The sequence below is a fragment of the Neorhizobium sp. CSC1952 genome (genome assembly GCF_030378245.1).
In the GTDB taxonomy this organism is placed as follows: domain Bacteria; phylum Pseudomonadota; class Alphaproteobacteria; order Rhizobiales; family Rhizobiaceae; genus Neorhizobium; species Neorhizobium oryzae_A.
Window position 1 is genome coordinate 816,135 of the sequence record NZ_CP128416.1, and the last position, 18,747, is coordinate 834,881.

The following is an 18,747-nucleotide window of genomic DNA, read 5'->3' on the forward strand; positions in this document are numbered from 1 at the left end:
ATAGCTGCCTATTGAGGAGTTAAGGAAATGGCTGCGAAAGAAGTCAAGTTTCACACCGATGCCCGTGAACGCATGTTGCGTGGCGTCGATGTGCTCGCAAACGCCGTGAAGGTGACGCTTGGCCCCAAAGGCCGCAACGTCGTCATCGACAAGTCCTTCGGCGCTCCGCGCATCACCAAGGACGGTGTGTCCGTCGCCAAGGAAATCGAACTGGAAGACAAGTTCGAGAACATGGGTGCCCAGATGCTGCGCGAAGTGGCGTCGAAGACCAACGACGTCGCCGGCGACGGCACCACCACCGCAACCGTGCTCGCCCAGGCCATCGTCAAGGAAGGCGCCAAGGCCGTTGCAGCCGGCATGAACCCGATGGACTTGAAGCGCGGCATCGATCTCGCCGTCGATGCCGTCGTCAAGGAACTGAAGACGAACGCCCGCAAGATCACCAGCAATTCCGAGATCGCTCAGGTCGGCACCATCTCCGCCAACGGCGAGCGCGAGATCGGTCGACATCTCGCCGAGGCGATGGAGAAGGTCGGCAACGAAGGCGTGATCACCGTCGAAGAAGCCAAGACCGCCGAAACCGAACTCGAGGTCGTCGAAGGCATGCAGTTCGACCGCGGCTATCTGTCGCCCTACTTCGTGACGAACGCAGAGAAGATGCGGGTCGAGTTCGACGATCCCTACATTTTGATCCACGAGAAGAAGTTGTCCAATCTGCAGTCCATGCTTCCGGTCCTTGAAGCTGTCGTGCAGTCCGGCAAGCCGCTTGTCATCATCGCCGAGGACGTCGAAGGCGAAGCACTCGCAACCCTTGTCGTCAACAAGCTGCGCGGCGGCCTCAAGATCGCCGCCGTCAAGGCTCCGGGCTTCGGTGACCGCCGCAAGGCCATGCTGGAAGACATCGCCATCCTGACGGGGGCACGGTTATCTCCGAAGACCTCGGCATCAAGCTGGAAAACGTCACGCTGAACATGCTCGGCCGGGCGAAGAAGGTGGCGATCGAAAAGGAAAACACGACCATCATCGACGGCGTCGGCTCGAAATCGGAAATCGACGGTCGCGTCGCTCAGATCCGCGCGCAGATCGAGGAAACCACCTCCGACTACGACCGTGAGAAGCTGCAGGAGCGCCTCGCCAAGCTCGCCGGCGGCGTTGCCGTCATCCGCGTCGGCGGCTCGACGGAAGTCGAAGTGAAGGAAAAGAAGGACCGCGTTGACGATGCGCTGCATGCGACCCGCGCGGCGGTGGAGGAAGGCATCCTGCCGGGTGGCGGTGTCGCCCTGCTGCGTGCCGTCAAGGCACTTGACGCTCTGCAGACCGCCAACGACGACCAGCGTGTCGGCGTCGACATCGTACGTCGTGCGATCGAGGCCCCGGTGCGCCAGATCGCCGAGAACGCTGGAGCAGAAGGCTCGATCATCGTCGGCAAGCTGCGCGAGAAGGGCGACTTCTCTTATGGCTGGAACGCTCAGACCGGTGAATATGGCGATCTCTATGCTCAAGGCGTCATCGACCCGGTCAAGGTCGTGCGTACCGCGCTCCAGGATGCGGCCTCCGTCGCAGGTCTCCTGGTGACGACGGAAGCCATGATCGCATGGGCATTGGCGTTCTGGACGATGAGACCCAAGATCCGGCTCGGCTCCCGCATGGCGATGTGGAAACCCACCGGAGCGCCGAAATCGTGGAGGTAGAGATAGCGCGGCCCGATTGCGAGATGATCCAGGAGTTCCGAGACGGCCTGGCCGAAAGCTGCGAACGAGACCGCCGGCAGAACATCGGACTCGCCGAAACCCGGCAGATCGGGCGCGATCACGTAAGCGGCCCGCGACAGCTCGGGGATGACCCCGCGAAACGTCTGTGCCGAGCTCGGAAAACCATGCAGGAGCAGCACGGCGGGATCGGACGCCTCGCCTGCCGTGACAAAGGACAATTCCGTGCCGCCGGACAGGCGGAATCGCTGCCGATGCGCCGTGCGCATGTCTGGACCCTTTCTTCAATCGTCTGCGCTCACACTGTCCAAATGCCCAAGGAGAGCGAACGTTCCAGCGGATGGCGCAGCTCGCCGCCGCCCGCGCCTGCACATGGCCTGCGGATATCGGAACGTCCGTTTCCAGCTCCCGCTGACAAAGGCGCATGCACGCTTTACAGTCGCGGCCATGAGTTTCTTCGAAAGCCTCCTTTTGCTGCTGCTTGTCGCGGTCGTGCTGCTGCAGGTCTCGCGCCGGCTTTCCGTGCCCTATCCTTCCATGCTGGCCATGGCCGGCGCGGCGGTCGCGCTCGTTCCGGGCATGCCATACATCTCCCTGGAACCGGAAACGGCGCTGGCGCTGTTCATCGCTCCCGCCCTGCTCGATGCGGCTTTCGATTTCCCGATCGGCACCGCGCGCCGCTTCTGGCTGCCGCTGTTCGTCTTCGCGATCGGCGGCGTGGTCGCCACCGCTGCGGCGGTCGCTTTTGCCGGATGGGCCTTTGCCGGCCTGCCGATCGCGGCCGCTCTGGTCCTCGGCGCCATCGTCGCCCCGCCCGATGCGGCGGCGGCAACCGCGGTCCTCTCTTCCATGGCGATCCCGCGCACGACCGATACCGTGCTGCGCGGGGAGAGCCTGTTCAATGATGCCGCCGCCCTCCTGATCTTCGACGCCGCGCTCGCCGTGCAGTCCGCCGGCGACCTCGATACGCCCGTCGCGCTGCACCTTTCCCTTGCCGTTCCGGGCGGCATTCTTTTCGGGGTCCTGGCAGCCAGGCTGACGGCGCCCTTGACGCGCCTGGTAAGCGGCACGCTCGGCGGCAACCTCCTGCAGTTCGTCCAGACCTTTCTCGTGTGGATCATCGCCGAACGCCTCGGCCTTTCGGCCGTGCTCGCCATCGTCACCTACGCGATGACGCTTGCAAGAGGCGGCGAGGGATTGTCCTCGGCGCGGATGCGCGTCCAGTCCTACGCCGTCTGGAGCGCGGTGGTCTTCGTGCTGAACGTCACGGCCTTCCTGCTGATGGGCATGCAGGCGCGCGATATCGTCGGGGGAATGCCCGCCGGCCATCTCGGGGAAGCGGCCCTCTTTGCGCTCCTGGTGGTGGTCGTCGTCATCCTGGTGCGCTTCGTGATCTGCATCGGCTTCAACCGCCTGCACGCCTCCTACGAGCGCCGCCACGGCAGGCCGGAACCCGCCTCCGTCAAGCAGGGGCTTCTCGCCAGCTGGTGCGGCATGCGCGGTCTCGTGACGCTCGCCACGGCCTTCGCCCTGCCGATGGATTTCCCGCAACGCGATGTCGTGGTGCTGACGGCCTTCGCCGTCGTTCTCGCGACCCTCGTCGTCCAGGGCCTGACGCTTACCCCGATCATCCGATGGCTGGGCCTCGACCGCCGCGCCGAAGGCCCCCGCGAACTTGCCGCATTCCGCGGCCAGATCGCGCTTGCGGGACTTTCCAAACTCGACGGCGCGGCTGAAGCCGAAGCCGAGCTGCTGCGCGGCAAGTTCCAGCTCGAACGGCAGGTCATGACGACCGACGATGGGGGTGCGATGTCGCTCGAAACCTATCGCCGGCTGGCGCTTTCGGCGATCACCGCACAGCGGGAGGCGCTCGAAGCGCTCCGCTCCACGTACCAGATCAATGTCGACGAATACAATCTCCTCCTGGAGGAGATCGACTGGCGCGAGCTTTCCGTCCTGCCGGAGGATGCCCGACGCATCGAGGAAATCTGACGGCGTTCGGTCCATTTCAAGGGAGGAGATCACCAGCGGCGAGCTCTTCCGACAAACCGGCGGCATGCCGGATAACGCCGCTATCGTTCACCATACGAAGACAAACATTCCACCACTGTTCATCTTCCAGACTCACGAGAAAAGAGCGAATATGAGGGTGGAAAATTCATCCGCCTGCGAGCCCGAGCTCAGGCACCGATCGGAGATTAGAAATGTCCTCCACCACCACCAATTCCCTGCTCCTCGTCGGCCGCGTCCTGCTGTCGGCCATGTTCATCCTGTCCGGCTTTCCGAAGCTCATCGATCCTTCCGGCACGGCGGGCATGATCACCAACGCGGGTATTCCCGCCGCCACCCTGCTCACCTATGTCGCCGGCATTTTTGAAATCCTGGCCGGCCTTGCCGTCCTCCTCGGCTTCAAGACCCGCATCGCCGCGCTTCTTCTCGCGGCCTTCTCGGTCTTCACGGCGCTCGTCTTCCATTCCAGCGCCATCAACATTCCGGGCTTTCCGGATGCGGCAAACGGCATGCTGAGCATGTTCAACCAGCTCAACATGATGAAGAACCTGACGATCGCCGGCGGCTTCCTGGTTCTCGCCGCGGCCGGCGCCGGCGCCTATTCGATCGACGGCCGCCGCGGTTCGGTCGCAATTACCGCTTAAATTGCCAAAATTCCCTGCCCAAGACTGCCCGCCGGATGATAAGTCCGGCGGGTTTTTTGTGTCCGCTCAGTCCTTCTCGCGGGCCGGCAGCTCGCCAATTTCCGAGAGCCAGGCCGGAGCCGACCGGCACCAGACCTGTCGCTGGGGTTTCACATCCATGCGCTGGTCGATGCTGCCCCAGCGGACGCCCCAGATCTTCGAGGCTTCGCCTTCGCCGTTGACGAAGAGCTGCGAACCGCATTCGGGGCAGAAATATTGCTGGCGCACCCGTCCGCTATCGGCCACGCGCTTGTACATCCTGGGCTCGCCGGTCACTTTCAGGTCGTTGTCCGGCACGACGGCCGTCACGCGGAAGGGCGAGCCGGTCAGCTTCTGGCAGTCGCTGCAATGGCAGATCACCACCCGCTGCGGATCGAGTTCGGCTTCGTAGGTCACGTGACCGCAATGGCAGCCGCCGGTAATATGCATGCTCTTCCTCCTCGATAAACTTACAAAGCGGTGCGGACTGCCTCCACGATCCGCGCGACGCGCGGGTCCTGCCGATGGCCGGGCTTGCGGGCCCTGACGAGGCAGGCCTCGGATTTCAGGATCACCCCGTCCGACAGGATCTTCAAGTGGTTTGCCCTGAGCGTCGAGCCGGTCGAGGTGATATCGACGATGATATCCGCCTGGCCTGCCGCGGGCGCGCCTTCGGTGGCGCCGAGGCTTTCCACGATGCGGTAAAGCTGGATGCCGTGGTTCTCCGAGAAGAACTGCTGGGTCAGCCGCCAGTATTTGGTAGCGATCTGCAGGCGGCGGCCATGCCGGGCGCGAAAGTCCGCCGCCACGTCGCCGAGGTCGGCCATCGTCTCGACGTCGAGCCAGATTTCCGGCACGGCGACCACGACATCCGCCTGGCCGAAGCCCAACCGGGCGCAGAATTCGACCTTCTGGTCGGCACCCGCCATGCCCTCGCGCACGAGATCCTCGCCGGTGACGCCGAAATCCACCGCACCGCTTGCAAGCTCCCGGGCGATCTCGGAAGCGGAAAGATAGGCGATCTCGACGCCTTCGATCCCATCAATGCGGCCGCGATAGGAGCGGTCGTTGCCGACGGCGGAAATCGCCAATCCGGCCCGGTCGAAGACCGCGGCGGTATCTTCCTTGATGCGGCCCTTGGACGGCAGGGCAATCGTGATGGTGCTCATGATGCCGCCCTCGCCGTTTCAATCCTGTCGAGCCAGAGCGAAAAGCCGACGGCCGGGATATGGTCCTTCGCGCCAAGCAGCGTCAGCAGCCGGTCGAAACGCCCGCCTCCGGCCAGAACCGCGGGCGAGCCCGCTTCCGTCACCTCGAAGACGAGGCCGGTATAATAATCGAGCGGACGGCCGAAGGCAGCGCGATAGGTCATGGCGGAGAGATCGGCACCCGCATTGGCGAGCGCCGCCAGCCGCGCATCGAAAAGCGCGATCGCCGGGCCGAGCTTCAGATCGGCGGCATCGGCGAAGCCTGCGAGCGCCGCCGGCGCTTCGGCGAGCGGCAGCTTCAGCGTCAGGAATTCGCGCAGCAGGAGAAGCGCGCTGCCGTCGAGCCGCGTTTCGGCAAGCTCCAGCTTCTCCTTGAGCCGCCTTGCGATCTCCGCCGGCGAGCGGCTGGCGTTCGTCGAATAGCCCGTCTCCTGCATGGTGCGGTCGATGCGCGCCACCAGCTCCGCCTCGTTGCCGGCGGCAAGAAGCTCAGCGATCTCCGGATCGAGGCCGGCGACCGGCTGCGGACGGGCGAGCCGTTCGAGCAGCGCCTCCAGATGCGCCATGTCGCCGAAGGCATGGATCAGCCGCCGCTGCCAGCCGAAGGGCAGGCCGAGCGCCCGGACCACGGCTTCGAACACCGCCTGGTCGCCGAGCGTCAGTTCGAGCTTCCGGCCGGGCAACAGCGCATTCAGGATACCGGTCGCGTCGCCCACGGCGCGGGCATCGGCGCTGGCGATGTCCTTGTCGCCGAGATCCTCGATGCCGGCCTGGTAGAATTCGTGGGCACCCTCGCGGCGCTGGCGAAACACCTCGCCGAGGTAGGAATAGCGCTTCGGCGTGCCGGTCGCCGTCTCGATATGGCGCAGACAGACGGGAATGGTGAATTCGGGCCGCAGGCAGAGATTGGCGCCGGTCTCGCTTTCCGTCAGGAAAATGCGGCGGCGCAGGTCTTCGCCCGCCATGTCGAGGAAGGGTTCCGCCGGCTGGATGACGGGCGTGTTCACCCGCTCCGTCCGCCGGGCGGCGAATTCGTCGAGGAGGTCGGTGGAGAAGTCGGGCATGTCGATCAGGGGCATGGGAGACCTCCCAAGGAAAGTCCCCTCCCCAACCCCTCCCCACAGGGGGGAGGGGCTAACCCGCGGTCCCCGGCGAGCACCACCGGAGGCGCTCCCAAAGGTGCGAACCTCGATGCGGGCAGGACGGCGCGGCGCAAAGCCCCTCCCCCCTGTGGGGAGGGGTTGGGGAGGGGTCTACGACTACGCATCCTTCGCCCTTCTGCGATCCTCGGCCTGGGCGGCAAGGATCTCCTTCACCTTCGCCACGAGGTCGGCTTCGGCGACGGTCTCCTGCGCCACGCGCGCCTCGCGCCAGGCGGCGTTGTCCTCGATCTCGCCGGAAAGCCGCTTGCCTTCGATGAGGTCCTTGATCTGCACGACGCCCTGCGCCCGCTCGTCGCCGCCCTGGATGATGGCGATCGGGCATCCGCGGCGGTCGGCATATTTCAGCTGGTTGCCGAACTTCTTCCAGTTGCCCTGATACATCTCGGCACGGATGCCTTCGGCCCTGAGCTGTTGGGTGAAGCGCTGGTAGCGGCCCATGCTTTCGACATCGCCATCCATGACCGTGACGAGAACGGGTGCGAGCACCTCGTCCTGGCCGAGCTTGCCGAGGTTCTTCAGCGCCGTCATCAGGCGGGAGACGCCGATCGAGAAGCCCGTCGCCGGAACCGGCTGGCCCATGAAGCGCGACACGAGACCGTCGTAACGCCCGCCGCCGCCGACCGAACCGAAGACGACCTTCTCGCCCTTCTCGTTGGTGACGTCGAAGAGAAGTTCCGCTTCGAAGACCGGACCGGTATAATATTCGAGGCCTCGGACGACGGAGGGATCGATCTTGATGCGGTCCGGGCCGTAGCCGGCTGCTATGGACATTTTGTGGATGGCTAGAAGCTCATCGACACCTTCAACACCACCCTTCGAAGTAGACAGCTGCTCCCGAAGTGATCCAAGCTTACCTTCGATATCCTGAGCAAAAGAACCGAAAGCACCAACGAAGGTATGGCCGACGAATTGCTTCGTTGAGACTTCGCGAACTTGGCCTCGCAGAAACGACACAACAAACTCGACACTTTCTTCACTCAAGCCGGCGCCTTTGGTGAAATCACCGGATTCATCTTTCCGGCCAGGCCCGAGCAACAGACGAACCCCGTCCATCCCGAACTTGTCGAGCTTGTCGATGGCGCGGAGCACGTTCAGGCGCTGGCCGGCCTTGTCGTCGCCGCCGAGGCCGATGGCTTCCATGACACCATCCAGGACCTTGCGGTTGTTGACGCGGATCACATAGTCGCCGCGCTTGATGCCCAACGCCTCGAGCGTATCGGCCATCATCATGCACATCTCGGCATCCGCCTGGACGCCCGGCGCGCCGACGGTGTCGGCATCGAACTGCATGAACTGGCGGAAGCGCCCCGGACCCGGTTTCTCGTTGCGGAAAACATAGCCGGCGCGATAGGTGCGGTAGGGAAGCTGGATCTCGTTGAAATTCTCCGCGACATGGCGGGCGAGCGGCGCGGTCAGATCGTAGCGCAGGCTCATCCACTGGTCGTCGTCGTCCGTGAGCGAGAACACGCCCTCGTTCGGGCGGTCGCTGTCCGGCAGGAATTTTCCGAGCGCATCGGTATATTCGAAGAGCGGCGTCTCCACCGGGTCGAAGCCGTAGCGCTCGTAGACCTCGCGGATCTTTCCGATCATCTCGTCGGTGGCATGGATATCGGCAGCGGAACGGTCGACGAAGCCGCGCGGCAGGCGGGCCTTCAGTTTCTGGGGCTTCTTGTTCTTGTCGCTCATGATCGAAATTCCATTGCCGACGGCCAAAAGAGGCCGGATTTGTGAGCGGTTTCTTAGAGGATCGAGACCGGAGCGGCAAGGGCGGCGGCTGGTGAAGAATCATCCTGACTGATATCAAATGACCCCATGCTTGCCGAAGCCATCCAGTATGCCGCGACCCGTGCGGTCACGCCCAAGGAATTTCGCCCCTTCATCCGCTCCTCCGTCAATCTCTGGTCGCGGGCCGGGCGGTGCGCGAAGGACTGGGCTCCGCATGAGGAGAATTGCAGGGCATTCATCCGCGAGGCGATTGCCGGGATGAGGGAATGCCGGACGGTCGTGGTGCTCGGCTCGGGCCTTTTGCGCGACGTGCCGATCGAAACGCTTGCTGAAAAATTCGATACGGTCGTGCTCGTCGATCTCGTGCATCTCGCAAGCGTCAGGGCATGGGTGAAGGCTCGGCGGTTCGGAAATGTCCGGCTGATCTTTCGCGATCTCTCGGGGTTCGAGGATGCCCTGGCCGGCAAGACGCCGGAGCCGCTGGCGTTCCTCAGACGGGTGCCCTATCTTGACCTCGTTGTCTCGGCGAACGTCCTTTCGCAGATCGGGGTCGGGGCGAAACGCCGGCTGGAACGGGAGAACGATCCGGGAAAAGGAGAAATCCTGCCGGCGCTGATCCGCGCCCATCTCGATGGTCTCGCCGCGCTCCCCTGCAAGACTGTGCTTCTCACCGATACCGGCTATCGCGTCACGGACCGCGAGGGAAACGTGCTGGAAGAGGCGGACCTCCTGCGCGGCGTGCCGGCACCGCCGGCGAAACGGGCCTGGACCTGGCCTGTGGCGCCCTATGGTGAGCTCGGCCGGGATTGCCAGGCGGTACACGAGGTCATCGCCCTATGATCATCATGCTGTGATTTTCAGGCAGTTGATTTCGGCGCGGACCGTCGTAGATTCCAGATCATGTCGCGCCTTGCCGCCCTTCTGATGTTTTTCGCCTGGCTTCTTTACGGAGCCATGCCGGTCGTCGCCATGCCCCCGGTACCGGGCACGGTCGTCGAGCGGACGGAAGCCGTCACACGGCATCACGGCGAGCACGACCATGGCAAGACGATCGAAACGGCGAAGGCAGCGCATGCGCACGGCGATATGCAGAAGCCCTGTCCGCACGGCGGCAAGGGCTGCGTAGCGCCGTTCTGCGCCGCCTGCCTGACGCTGCCGCCGGAGATCGCAGCCGGCGACGGCAGTCCGTTCGATTACGCCTATCCGGCGCCCGCCGTGGAACGGGCGCTTCTTCCGTCCGCGCCTGCGCCGCTGACGCCCCCTCCCCGCGCCTGACGGAACCTGTCACGTCAATCATCATATTTCCATCGGACACGGGAAAGGAAAAACCATGTCTGCGAAAACCATTCTCATCACCACCGCCCTCTCGATTCTCCTTGCCGGCCCGCTCGCCGCGCAGGAGATGAAAGGACACGACCATTCCGCCATGCAGACGGGCGGCAGCCCGTCCACCAAGGGCTTCGAAGATGCGAACGCCAAGATGCACAAGGACATGGCGATCGACTATTCCGGCGATCCGGACGTCGATTTCGTCCGCAGCATGATCCCGCATCACCAGGGCGCGATCGACATGGCGCGCGTCGAGCTCGAGCACGGCAAGGACCCCGAACTGCGCAAGCTTGCCGAGGCCGTCATCAAGGCGCAGGAGGCGGAGATCGCCGAAATGCAGGCCTGGCTGAAGGCACGCGGCAAATAGCATGATTGCGCCGGGCAGGCCCCGACGGCTTGCCCGGCGTGCTCTTATCCGCCATATCAGCCGATGGAGGCAATTGATCCATGCGCCCGATTACCGCCATCGGCTTCGACGCCGACGATACGCTCTGGCAGAACGAACAGTATTATCGGCTGACGGAAGAGCATTTCGCCCAGCTCCTCGGCGAATTCGGCGAAGGCGCGCATATCTCCGAGCGCCTACTGGAGGCGGAAAAGCGCAATCTTTCGCATTACGGTTTCGGCATCAAAGGCTTCACGCTGTCGATGATCGAGACGGCGATCGAGATCACCGACGGCAAGGTGCCAGCGAAGACGATCGGCGAAATCCTCGATATCGGCCGCGAGCTGCTGCGCCATCCGGTCGAGACCCTGCCGCATGTGGAGGAGACGCTGGAAGCGCTGAACGGCGAGTACCTTCTGGTGCTGATCACCAAGGGCGACCTCTTCGACCAGGAGCGCAAGCTTGCGCAATCCGGCCTCGGCGATTTCTTCGACGCGGTGGAGGTCGTCAGCGACAAGAGCGCCACGACCTATCGCCGCATCTTCTCGAAGGTCGCCGACGGGCCGGAGCGGGCGATGATGGTCGGCAATTCGCTGAAATCCGACATCGTGCCGGCGATCGCCGCTGGAAGCTACGGCGTCTTCGTGCCGCATGCGCTGACCTGGGTGATCGAGCACGTGGACGCACCGGCCGATGCGCCCCGCTTCCGCCAGATCGAGCATCTGGGCGAGCTTTCCGACGTGATCCGGCGGATCACGGACGGCGGAACTTCAGCCTGATCTCCTCCACCTCGCGGCGGCAGAAGCAGCCGTCGAGATGGTCGTTGACGAGGCCCATGGCCTGCATGAAGGCATAGACGGTGGTCGGGCCGACGAAGGTCCAGCCGCGCTTCTTCAGCGTTTTCGAGAGCCGGACGGAAACCGGCGTGGTGGGGTTGGCCCGCAGGGTTTCGAGGTCCATGAGCTCGGGCCGCTCGTGCGGGCCGGGTTCGAATCCCCAGAAGAACTTGGCGAGCGAGCCGAACTCGTCCCGCAATTCGATAGCGCGGGCGGCGTTGTTGATCGTCGAGACGATCTTGCCGCGATGGCGGATGATGCCGGCATCGGCGAGCAGCCGGGCGATGTCCTCCTCGCCGAAACGGGCCACCTTCTCGAAATCGAAGCCGGCGAAGGCGGCGCGGAAGTTCTCGCGCTTCCTCAAGATCGTCAGCCAGGAAAGGCCGGACTGGAAGCCTTCCAGGCAGATCTTCTCGAAGAGGCGGAAGTCGTCCGTCACCGGGCGGCCCCATTCCTCGTCGTGATAACGACGGTAATCCTCCAGCCCGCCATGCCAGAAGCAGCGGCCCCTGCCGTCCTCGCCGATGATGATTCCCGCCTTTTCCATTCCCGAATCCCTTTAAATTTCTGGCATTAACCGATTTTCCGCCTGCTTTAGCACTGGTCAACCATGTTCCGAAACCCGCCGGTAACCCTGCCAAAAGGTTTATGGGCCGGATGCATTGCGATGTTCCACCCGTTTACCATTCGCTTTCATCTCGCGCTCAACGATGACGGCCGATGCGGATGCCAGCCTGCCCCGAGGCGTCCGGCCGGTGATTTGTAACGCGTGGACCCGATCATGAAGAAAACCCTGTTCCTGGCGCTCAGCCTTGCGACCGCCCTTTCCGGCGGCGCCCTTGCGAACGACCGCTATCGCGAGCGGCCGCCCGTCATCATCAGCCCCGATCTTGCCGCCCCCTGGGTGATGCAGCTTGCCGGACCCAACGCCCGCCCGGTCGTCTATCCGCGCCAGGCGGCCGAGCCGCGCCCCGTCTACCGCCAGCGCGCATATCAGCAGCGCGAACCGCGGGCAGTGCAGCGCCGCGGCATCCTCGACCAAGACCGCGCCCAGCCGGTCGCCATGCGGCCGCAGCCGGTCCGCAGCCGAATCGAGCCGCAGTTCCTGCCGCAGACGGTCGCCTACGAGACCAAGGAAAGGCCCGGCACGATCGTCATCGATACCAACAACCGCTTCCTCTATCTGGTGACGGGCGACGGCCAGGCCCGCCGCTACGGCGTCGGCGTCGGCAAGCCCGGCTTCGAATGGGCCGGCGAGCACAGGGTCACCCGCAAGGCCGAGTGGCCTTCCTGGGTCCCGCCGAAGGAAATGATCGCACGCGAGGCCGCCAAGGGCCACTACCTGCCGGCACGCATGGAGGGCGGTCCGGAGAACCCGCTCGGCGCGCGCGCCATGTATCTCGGCTCGACGCTCTACCGCATCCACGGCACCAACGCCCCCTGGACGATCGGCAGCGCCGTCTCCTCCGGCTGCATCCGAATGCGCAACGAGGACGTCGTCGACCTCTACGAACGCGTCAACGTCGGCACCAGGGTGATCGTGATGTAACCTCCGGAACGGCAGGAAGTGAGGCCGCAAGGACACAGTGCCGTCGCCTTCCTGCCGTCACATCCCATGGATTCCGCCTGCGGCATCTTGCTTTGCCGATGGAGTCGGCTAGCCTCCCTCATCCTTAAATTGAAGAGGGACATCGAGAATGAGGAGAGGCAGGATACTCGCAATGGCCATGGGGATGGCCGGAGTGGTCTTTCTAAACGCCGGACATGCGAGCGCGATCGGCCCGGCCGCACTGAATGTCGAACGTCCGGCAAGCGACGTCACGCTGGTGGCGCAACCCAGGGAAGTGCCTGAGAAATACAAGCGCCGCGTAGTGCGCTTCTCGACGGCCGAAAAGCCGGGCACGATCATCGTCGATACCAACAACAAATTCCTTTATTACGTCGAAGGCCCTAACCGGGCGACCCGCTACGGCATCGGCGTCGGCCGCGAAGGCTTCGGCTGGTCTGGCGTGGTGAATGTCGGCCGCAAGGAGGAATGGCCCTCCTGGAGGCCGCCGGCCGAGATGCGCGCCCGCGAAGCCCGCGCCGGCCGCATCCTGCCCGTGGTGCAGGAAGGCGGCATCGACAACCCGCTCGGCGCCCGCGCGCTCTATCTCTACAAGGGCGGCCGCGACACCATCTTCCGCATCCACGGCACCAACCAGCCCTGGACGATCGGCCTCAACATGTCGTCCGGCTGCATCCGCATGATGAACAAGGACGTGGAGCATCTCTACGCCCGCGCCGGCATCGGCGCCAAGGTGATCGTCATCGGCCCCGGCAACCGCCAGGGCAAGGTGAACTACGAAGATCGGGGCGTCGACATTTTCCGCACGATTTTCGGCGGCTAAGAGCTCTTCCGTCCGCGGGCGAACACCGCCCGCGGACGGCACCTTCACATGCGTGTCGCAAACCCGGTCTATCCGAGGAACTCTCTCCTCAGCTCGGGCCTATCCATGCGCAAACTCCTCTCGCTTTCCCTGGTCTCCACAGCGCTGACGGCGATTGCTGCCTTCGCGCCGGCTCAAGCCGCCGATCCCACGACGGCCGAAGGGCCGTATGCCGCTCCGGTTCAGACCGGCGGATGGGAAATCTCCGCTTACGGCGGCTATCAGACCGCTCCGCACAGCGACGTCGAAGTCTCCGGCATGGCCGATTTCACGGCAGGCTGGGAGGGTAAGTCCTTCGCCTCGCCGCCCTATTGGGGTGTGCGCGGCACCTACTGGTTCGGCGGCGGCGCGCTCTCGAACTGGGGTATCTCGCTAGACTATACCCATGCCAAGGTCTATGCCGACGACGATACCCTGACAGAAACCGGCTGGTCGCATTTCGAGTTCACCGACGGCCTCAACCTGCTGACGGTCAACGCGCTCTACAAGTTTCCGATCGAAGGCACCAGAATCGCCCCTTATGTCGGCGCCGGCGTCGGCATCAACATTCCGCATGTGGAAGTGACCCGCGGCAGCGGCCGCACCTTCGACTATCAGTTCGGCGGCCCGACCCTTCAGGTCCAGGCGGGTGTCCGCTACGAATTCACCGACAACTGGTCCGCCTTTGCCGAATACAAGGGCAACTATTCCTGGATCGACGTGGACATCGACAGCGGCGACGCGCTGAAGACCAACATCCTCACCAATGCCGTCAATTTCGGCGTGTCCTACAAGTTCTGAGGCCTGAGATCTGGCAAACAATGGAGCCGGCGAAACCGCCGGCTTTTTATTGGGCCGCCAGCTTTTCCGGCTTCGGCCCGCCATAGGCCCAGTCGAGCAGTTCGACCGTGTGCAGGATCGGGATCGCCGTGCCCGACGCGATCTGGGTGATGCAGCCGATATTGCCGGTGGCGATGACATCGGGCCTGGTGGCCTCGATGTTCTTCACCTTGCGAGCCTTGAGCTGCGCGGAAATCTCCGGCTGCAGGATGTTGTAGGTGCCGGCCGAGCCGCAGCAGAGATGGCCTTCCGCCGGATCGCGGACGGTGAAGCCCGCAGCCTTCAGAAGGTTCTTCGGAGCCATCGTGATCTTCTGGCCGTGCTGCATGGAACAGGCCGAGTGATAGGCGACGTTGAGCCGCCTCGGCTCCAGTTTCGGCAGGTCGAGACCGACGAGGTATTCGGTAATGTCCTTTGCGAGGCCGGAGACCCTTGCCGCCTTTTCCGCATAGGCGGGATCGAGGCGGAGCATATGCCCGTAATCTTTGATCGTCGTGCCGCAGCCCGAGGCCGTGATGATGATGGCATCGAGGCCACCCTTTTCGATCTCGCGCGTCCAGACATCGACATTGCGGCGGGCGAAATCGAGCGCCTGTTCTTCACGTCCCATATGATGCACCAGCGCGCCGCAGCAGCCCTCGCCCTCCGGCACCACCACCTCGACGCCGAGACGGGCAAGCAGCCGCAGGGTCGCCTCGTTGATGCCCGGATCGAGCACGGACTGGGCACAGCCGGAGAGAATGGCGACGCGGCCGCGCTTCTGCGCTTCGGCCGGCCGGATGCCGGGTTTTGCGGCATCGGAGAACCGGGCTGCGGACTTTGGCGCCAGATCGAGCATCGCGCCGAGGGGCTTGAGGGCGGAGACGCGTTTCAGCAGCGCCGCGAAGGGGCGGCCGAGCCTGGCGAAACCGAGCGCAGTCCGGAAGCGGGCCGGATAGGGCAGCACGGCCGCGAGCAGATTGCGGATCAGCCGGTCGGCCAGCGGGCGTCTATAGGTGTTTTCGATATGGATGCGGGCGTGATCGACCAGATGCATGTAATCCACGCCGGAGGGACAGGTGGTGACGCAGGCAAGGCAGGAGAGGCAGCGGTCGATATGGGTGACGACCTCCTCATCCGCCGGGCGGCCGTTCTCCAGCATGTCCTTGATGAGGTAGATGCGTCCCCGCGGGCTGTCGAGCTCGTTGCCGAGCGTCACATAGGTGGGACAGGTCGCCGTGCAGAAGCCGCAATGCACGCAGCGGCGTAGGATCTTCTCGGATTCCGCCACGTGCGGATCGGCAAGCTGTGCGGGGGTGAAGGAAGTTTGCATCAGAAAGCTCCTCTGATCACAGAGGTTGCCAGCCCCCCTCTGGCCTGCCGGCCATCTCCCCCACAGGTGGGGAGATCGGCTGGGCGCACCGACATTGCCTTCATCGCGACGTTCACGATGGACGAGGCGTTGCCGCGATTCGATCTCCCCCCTTGTGGGGGAGATGGCCGGCAGGCCAGAGGGGGGTGAAAGGACACAACCATCATCAATTCCGTCACCCCATCTTGGCCGGAGAGAAAATGCCGGCCGGGTCGAGTTTCTGTTTCACCCGGGCCGAAAGGGCGGCGACCGCATCGGGCTGCGGTTCGAAGGCCGGCGTCCCTGCCCGAACCGCATCGGACGCGCGCATCAGCGTCGCATGGCCGCCGCCGAGCGCGCGGATGTAGCGGCGCAGCAGCTCCGCTTCCGGATCGGCCTCCATGCGCATCCAGACGAGTCCGCCCTGCCAGTCGTAAAAGGCGTCGACGCCTGCTTCGAGCCGCAGCGCCGCGACGAGCTGATGCCCCGCCGACGGGGCGACCGAGACGCGCCAGAGCGGCTTTTGCGTCCCGTCGGCATAGGGATGGACATCGCGGATCTCCCGCCAGAGCGTCCGGCTCTCTTCCAGGCCTAGCCGGGAGACCGGACCGAAAGCCTCCATCACCGCGGCGAGCTTTTCCGCCCGCACGGCGACCGAAGCGGCAAGGCCTTCGAGGCGGAGAACGGTCGCCTCTGCCCCGTCAGCTTTGGCCGGCAAAGCACCCTTGAGGAAGCGGCCCCCGACGCTTGCCGGCAGGTGCGCGGCACCCGAAACCTCGACCGGCAACGCCATCGCCGCGGCCATGGCCTTGGCGGCGGCGGCATCGTCGAGCCCGGAAACGACGACCGTCTCCACCGTCTGCGGCACCGGCAGCACGCGGAAGGTCACTTCCGTCAGGAAGCCGAGCGTGCCGTGCGAACCGGCAAGCAGCTTCGTCAGGTCGAGGCCGGTGACATTCTTCATCACCCGGCCGCCGGCGCGGATCGCCTGCCCCTGTCCGTTGATGAAGCGGATGCCGAGCAGGCTGTCGCGCGCAGCCCCGGCCACGAGCCGGCGGGGGCCGGAGACATTGGCCGCGAACACGCCGCCGATGGTCGGCTCGCCAACGGACGCCCCATGCGTTCCCATGATGCCGCGATGATCCATCGGCTCGAAGGCCATCATCTGCCTGTTTTCGGCAAGCGCGGCCTCGATCTCGGCAACCGGCGTACCGGCTTTTGCCGTCATCACCATTTCCGCCCGCTCGTAGTCGACGATGCCGGCGAGGCCACGGGAACTCAGCGTCTCCTCTGCCGATGTGATATTGCCGAACCCGCTGCGGGTGTTGCCGCCGCAGATGGCGAGCTTCGTGCCTTGGGCGGCGGCGTTCCGGATGACATAGGCGGCGTCCGATTCGGAGTGAGGTGTCAGCATGTGATACCCCCCATCGTTCCGCGGCTACCCCCCTCTGCCCTGCCGGGCATCTCCCCCTCAAGGGGGGAGATCGGATGGACGCACCGACTTCCCCGGCCAAACAGCCATTCTACCCGGCGGGCGCTAAATGAGACTGGAAGGTCATACTGCTTGTGATCTCCCCCCTTGAGGGGGAGATGCCTGGCAGGGCAGAGGGGGGTAACGCCGCCAGCTTCAAGGACGGAAGAAGCAATATGCATAAAACTCACTCCCTGCCCTCCAGCGGGAAGACCTTCGACGGATTGAGGATCCAGCCCTCGTCGAAGGCGGAGCGTACCGCCATCTGCTGGGCCAGGTCGGCATCGGAATACTGGTGGCGCATCAGGTCGCGCTTCTCGATGCCGACACCGTGCTCGCCGGTCAGGCAGCCGCCGGCATCGACGCAGAGCTTCAATATCTCGTTTCCCGCCTCCTCCGCCTTCGCCGCATCGGCCGGATCGTTGGCGTTGAAGAGGATCAGCGGATGCATGTTGCCGTCCCCGGCATGGAAGACGTTCGCCACACGCAGGCCGAAGCGCTCGACGATCTCCGAGGTCTTGTTCAGCACATAGGGGAGCTTGCCGAGCGGCACCGTGCCGTCCATGCAGATATAGTCGGCGATGCGGCCGGTGGCGCCGAAGGCCGACTTGCGGCCCTTCCAGATCAGCGCCGCCTCCGTCGCGGACTGGCACTCGCGCACCGTCTTCACCCCGTGGCGGCGGGCGATCTCGACGATGCTTGCGAGCATCGCATCCATCTCGGCATCCGAGCCTTCCACCTCGACGATCAGCAGCGCGCCGACATCGAGCGGATAGCCCGCCTGGGCGAAGGCCTCGCAGATCTCGATCGCCGGCTTGTCCATGAATTCGATCGCGACCGGAATGATGCCGGAGCCGATGATATCCGCGACGCAGGCGCCCGCCTCCTCCGAGGCCTCGAAGCCGAAGAGGACCGGACGGGCGCCTTCCGGCTTGGCGATCAGCCGAACGGTCGCCTCCGTGACGATACCGAGCTGGCCTTCCGACCCGCAGACGAGGCCGAGCAGATCGTAGCCCCCCGCATCCAGATGCTTGCCGCCGAGCTCGATCACCGTGCCGTCGACGAGAACCATCTTCACGCCCAGCAGGTTGTTTGTGGTGACGCCGTATTTCAGACAGTGCGCGCCGCCGGAATTCATGCCGATATTGCCGCCGATCGTGCAGGCAAGCTGCGAGCTCGGGTCCGGCGCATAGAAGAACCCGTCGACGCCGACCGTTTCGGAAATGCTCAAGTTCGTGACGCCGGCCTGCACGGTCGCGGTGCGGTTGGAATAATCCACTTCCAGGATGCGCGACATTTTGGAAAGGCCGAGCACGATCGCATCCTCCTGCGGGATGGCGCCGCCGGAAAGAGACGTGCCCGCGCCGCGCGGCACGACCGGAATGCCGTAGCGGTGGCAGTATTTCATCACCGCCGCCACCTGCGCCGTCGTCCTCGGGAGGGCCACCGCAAGCGGCAGCCGGCGGTAGGAAATAAACGCATCCGTCTCGAAAGGCACCAACTCGCGCTCCTCGTGCACGAGGCATTCCGGCGGCAGAAGATCGGCGAGATCGGCAATGATCGCCGCCCGGCGCGAAAGCACCGTCTGACGCGGCGGCAGAAAGCGGATGGCTTCGGACACGATAAACTCCCTTGAACCCCCTCACTGGTATACTTTTTTTACCAGTGCTA

At 64.5% G+C, this 18,747-nt stretch carries 18 protein-coding genes and 1 pseudogene; 10 read left to right on the forward strand and 9 right to left on the reverse strand.

Annotation, left to right across the window (positions count from 1 at the left end; translation table 11 throughout):
• Positions 1 to 27 precede the first annotated feature (27 nt).
• Positions 28 to 1,595 (forward strand): annotated as a pseudogene (gene groL, locus QTA58_RS04305) (chaperonin GroEL); the annotation flags it as partial.
• On the opposite strand, the gene QTA58_RS04310 reads toward groL, so the two are convergent.
• Positions 1,499 to 1,978 (reverse strand): alpha/beta fold hydrolase, encoded by a 480-nt coding sequence (locus QTA58_RS04310; RefSeq protein ID WP_289671854.1) that lies wholly within the window; start codon positions 1,976 to 1,978, stop codon positions 1,499 to 1,501. The pseudogene groL and the gene QTA58_RS04310 sit on opposite strands and share 97 nt — an antisense overlap.
• Before the next feature lie 178 nt (positions 1,979 to 2,156).
• Between QTA58_RS04310 and QTA58_RS04315 the strand changes: the two genes are divergently transcribed.
• Positions 2,157 to 3,701, forward strand: a complete 1,545-nt coding sequence (locus QTA58_RS04315; protein ID WP_289671855.1) for a cation:proton antiporter — start codon at positions 2,157 to 2,159, stop codon at positions 3,699 to 3,701.
• 212 nt (positions 3,702 to 3,913) lie between these two features.
• On the forward strand, positions 3,914 to 4,363 hold the full coding sequence (locus QTA58_RS04320; RefSeq protein ID WP_289671856.1) for a DoxX family protein: 450 nt from the start codon (positions 3,914 to 3,916) through the stop codon (positions 4,361 to 4,363).
• A 66-nt stretch (positions 4,364 to 4,429) separates the two neighbouring features.
• On the opposite strand, the gene QTA58_RS04325 is transcribed toward QTA58_RS04320, so the two are convergent.
• The 4 genes from QTA58_RS04325 to hisS form a co-directional block, all read right to left on the reverse strand.
• Entirely contained in the window at positions 4,430 to 4,831 is a 402-nt protein-coding gene (locus QTA58_RS04325) for a GFA family protein (protein WP_085422444.1), read from the reverse strand.
• Positions 4,832 to 4,851: 20 nt separating this feature from the next.
• Positions 4,852 to 5,550 (reverse strand): ATP phosphoribosyltransferase, encoded by a 699-nt coding sequence (gene hisG / locus QTA58_RS04330; RefSeq protein ID WP_289671857.1) that lies wholly within the window; start codon positions 5,548 to 5,550, stop codon positions 4,852 to 4,854.
• Positions 5,547 to 6,668, reverse strand: a complete 1,122-nt coding sequence (locus tag QTA58_RS04335; protein WP_085422442.1) for an ATP phosphoribosyltransferase regulatory subunit — start codon at positions 6,666 to 6,668, stop codon at positions 5,547 to 5,549. Before QTA58_RS04335 ends, hisG begins: the two co-directional genes overlap by 4 nt.
• Before the next feature lie 180 nt (positions 6,669 to 6,848).
• A complete protein-coding gene (gene hisS / locus QTA58_RS04340; protein WP_289671858.1) occupies positions 6,849 to 8,438 on the reverse strand; it encodes a histidine--tRNA ligase in 1,590 nt (529 codons plus the stop codon).
• 126 nt (positions 8,439 to 8,564) lie between these two features.
• On the opposite strand from hisS, the gene QTA58_RS04345 reads away from it, so the two are divergent.
• From QTA58_RS04345 to QTA58_RS04360, 4 genes are all read left to right on the forward strand, one after another.
• Positions 8,565 to 9,317, forward strand: a complete 753-nt coding sequence (locus QTA58_RS04345) for a hypothetical protein (protein WP_289671859.1) — start codon at positions 8,565 to 8,567, stop codon at positions 9,315 to 9,317.
• 60 nt (positions 9,318 to 9,377) lie between these two features.
• A complete protein-coding gene (locus QTA58_RS04350; RefSeq protein ID WP_289671860.1) occupies positions 9,378 to 9,752 on the forward strand; it encodes a hypothetical protein in 375 nt (124 codons plus the stop codon).
• Between the two features lie 55 nt (positions 9,753 to 9,807).
• A complete protein-coding gene (locus QTA58_RS04355) occupies positions 9,808 to 10,173 on the forward strand; it encodes a DUF305 domain-containing protein (protein ID WP_085422437.1) in 366 nt (121 codons plus the stop codon).
• Between the two features lie 80 nt (positions 10,174 to 10,253).
• Entirely contained in the window at positions 10,254 to 10,970 is a 717-nt protein-coding gene (locus tag QTA58_RS04360; protein ID WP_289671861.1) for an HAD family hydrolase, read from the forward strand.
• On the opposite strand, the gene QTA58_RS04365 is transcribed toward QTA58_RS04360, so the two are convergent.
• Complete coding sequence (locus tag QTA58_RS04365; protein ID WP_085422435.1) at positions 10,945 to 11,574, reverse strand: DNA-3-methyladenine glycosylase I; 630 nt, start codon at positions 11,572 to 11,574, stop codon at positions 10,945 to 10,947. The two genes, QTA58_RS04360 and QTA58_RS04365, sit on opposite strands and share 26 nt — an antisense overlap.
• Before the next feature lie 231 nt (positions 11,575 to 11,805).
• On the opposite strand from QTA58_RS04365, the gene QTA58_RS04370 reads away from it, so the two are divergent.
• The 3 genes from QTA58_RS04370 (at position 11,806) to QTA58_RS04380 (ending at position 14,236) form a co-directional block, all read left to right on the forward strand.
• On the forward strand, positions 11,806 to 12,576 hold the full coding sequence (locus QTA58_RS04370; protein WP_289673015.1) for a L,D-transpeptidase: 771 nt from the start codon (positions 11,806 to 11,808) through the stop codon (positions 12,574 to 12,576).
• A gap of 172 nt (positions 12,577 to 12,748) precedes the next feature.
• Entirely contained in the window at positions 12,749 to 13,417 is a 669-nt protein-coding gene (locus QTA58_RS04375; protein WP_289671862.1) for a L,D-transpeptidase, read from the forward strand.
• A gap of 105 nt (positions 13,418 to 13,522) precedes the next feature.
• Positions 13,523 to 14,236: an outer membrane beta-barrel protein gene (locus QTA58_RS04380; protein WP_289671863.1), complete on the forward strand. Its 714-nt coding sequence runs from the start codon at positions 13,523 to 13,525 to the stop codon at positions 14,234 to 14,236.
• Between the two features lie 46 nt (positions 14,237 to 14,282).
• Here QTA58_RS04380 and glcF read toward each other — a convergent pair whose 3' ends face one another.
• The 3 genes from glcF to QTA58_RS04395 all read right to left on the reverse strand — a co-directional run bounded on the left by glcF (position 14,283) and on the right by QTA58_RS04395 (position 18,697).
• Entirely contained in the window at positions 14,283 to 15,587 is a 1,305-nt protein-coding gene (glcF, locus tag QTA58_RS04385; protein WP_289671864.1) for a glycolate oxidase subunit GlcF, read from the reverse strand.
• Between the two features lie 214 nt (positions 15,588 to 15,801).
• Entirely contained in the window at positions 15,802 to 17,019 is a 1,218-nt protein-coding gene (locus QTA58_RS04390) for an FAD-binding protein (protein WP_289671865.1), read from the reverse strand.
• 244 nt (positions 17,020 to 17,263) lie between these two features.
• Positions 17,264 to 18,697: an FAD-linked oxidase C-terminal domain-containing protein gene (locus tag QTA58_RS04395; RefSeq protein WP_289671866.1), complete on the reverse strand. Its 1,434-nt coding sequence runs from the start codon at positions 18,695 to 18,697 to the stop codon at positions 17,264 to 17,266.
• Between the last annotated feature and the right edge of the window lie 50 nt (positions 18,698 to 18,747).

What these genes read in the sequence shown, in the direction of transcription:
- QTA58_RS04360 (WP_289671861.1), top strand. Translation starts at nt 10,254, where the DNA reads ATGCGCCCGATTACCGCCATCGGCTTCGACGCCGACGATACGCTCTGG.
- QTA58_RS04315 (WP_289671855.1), top strand. Translation starts at nt 2,157, where the DNA reads ATGAGTTTCTTCGAAAGCCTCCTTTTGCTGCTGCTTGTCGCGGTCGTG.
- QTA58_RS04320 (WP_289671856.1), top strand. Translation starts at nt 3,914, where the DNA reads ATGTCCTCCACCACCACCAATTCCCTGCTCCTCGTCGGCCGCGTCCTG.
- hisS (WP_289671858.1), bottom strand. Translation starts at nt 8,438, where the DNA reads ATGAGCGACAAGAACAAGAAGCCCCAGAAACTGAAGGCCCGCCTGCCG.
- QTA58_RS04355 (WP_085422437.1), top strand. Translation starts at nt 9,808, where the DNA reads ATGTCTGCGAAAACCATTCTCATCACCACCGCCCTCTCGATTCTCCTT.
- QTA58_RS04345 (WP_289671859.1), top strand. Translation starts at nt 8,565, where the DNA reads ATGCTTGCCGAAGCCATCCAGTATGCCGCGACCCGTGCGGTCACGCCC.
- QTA58_RS04375 (WP_289671862.1), top strand. Translation starts at nt 12,749, where the DNA reads ATGGCCATGGGGATGGCCGGAGTGGTCTTTCTAAACGCCGGACATGCG.
- QTA58_RS04325 (WP_085422444.1), bottom strand. Translation starts at nt 4,831, where the DNA reads ATGCATATTACCGGCGGCTGCCATTGCGGTCACGTGACCTACGAAGCC.
- QTA58_RS04350 (WP_289671860.1), top strand. Translation starts at nt 9,378, where the DNA reads ATGTCGCGCCTTGCCGCCCTTCTGATGTTTTTCGCCTGGCTTCTTTAC.
- QTA58_RS04390 (WP_289671865.1), bottom strand. Translation starts at nt 17,019, where the DNA reads ATGCTGACACCTCACTCCGAATCGGACGCCGCCTATGTCATCCGGAAC.
- hisG (WP_289671857.1), bottom strand. Translation starts at nt 5,550, where the DNA reads ATGAGCACCATCACGATTGCCCTGCCGTCCAAGGGCCGCATCAAGGAA.
- QTA58_RS04310 (WP_289671854.1), bottom strand. Translation starts at nt 1,978, where the DNA reads ATGCGCACGGCGCATCGGCAGCGATTCCGCCTGTCCGGCGGCACGGAA.
- QTA58_RS04380 (WP_289671863.1), top strand. Translation starts at nt 13,523, where the DNA reads ATGCGCAAACTCCTCTCGCTTTCCCTGGTCTCCACAGCGCTGACGGCG.
- QTA58_RS04365 (WP_085422435.1), bottom strand. Translation starts at nt 11,574, where the DNA reads ATGGAAAAGGCGGGAATCATCATCGGCGAGGACGGCAGGGGCCGCTGC.
- glcF (WP_289671864.1), bottom strand. Translation starts at nt 15,587, where the DNA reads ATGCAAACTTCCTTCACCCCCGCACAGCTTGCCGATCCGCACGTGGCG.
- QTA58_RS04335 (WP_085422442.1), bottom strand. Translation starts at nt 6,668, where the DNA reads ATGCCCCTGATCGACATGCCCGACTTCTCCACCGACCTCCTCGACGAA.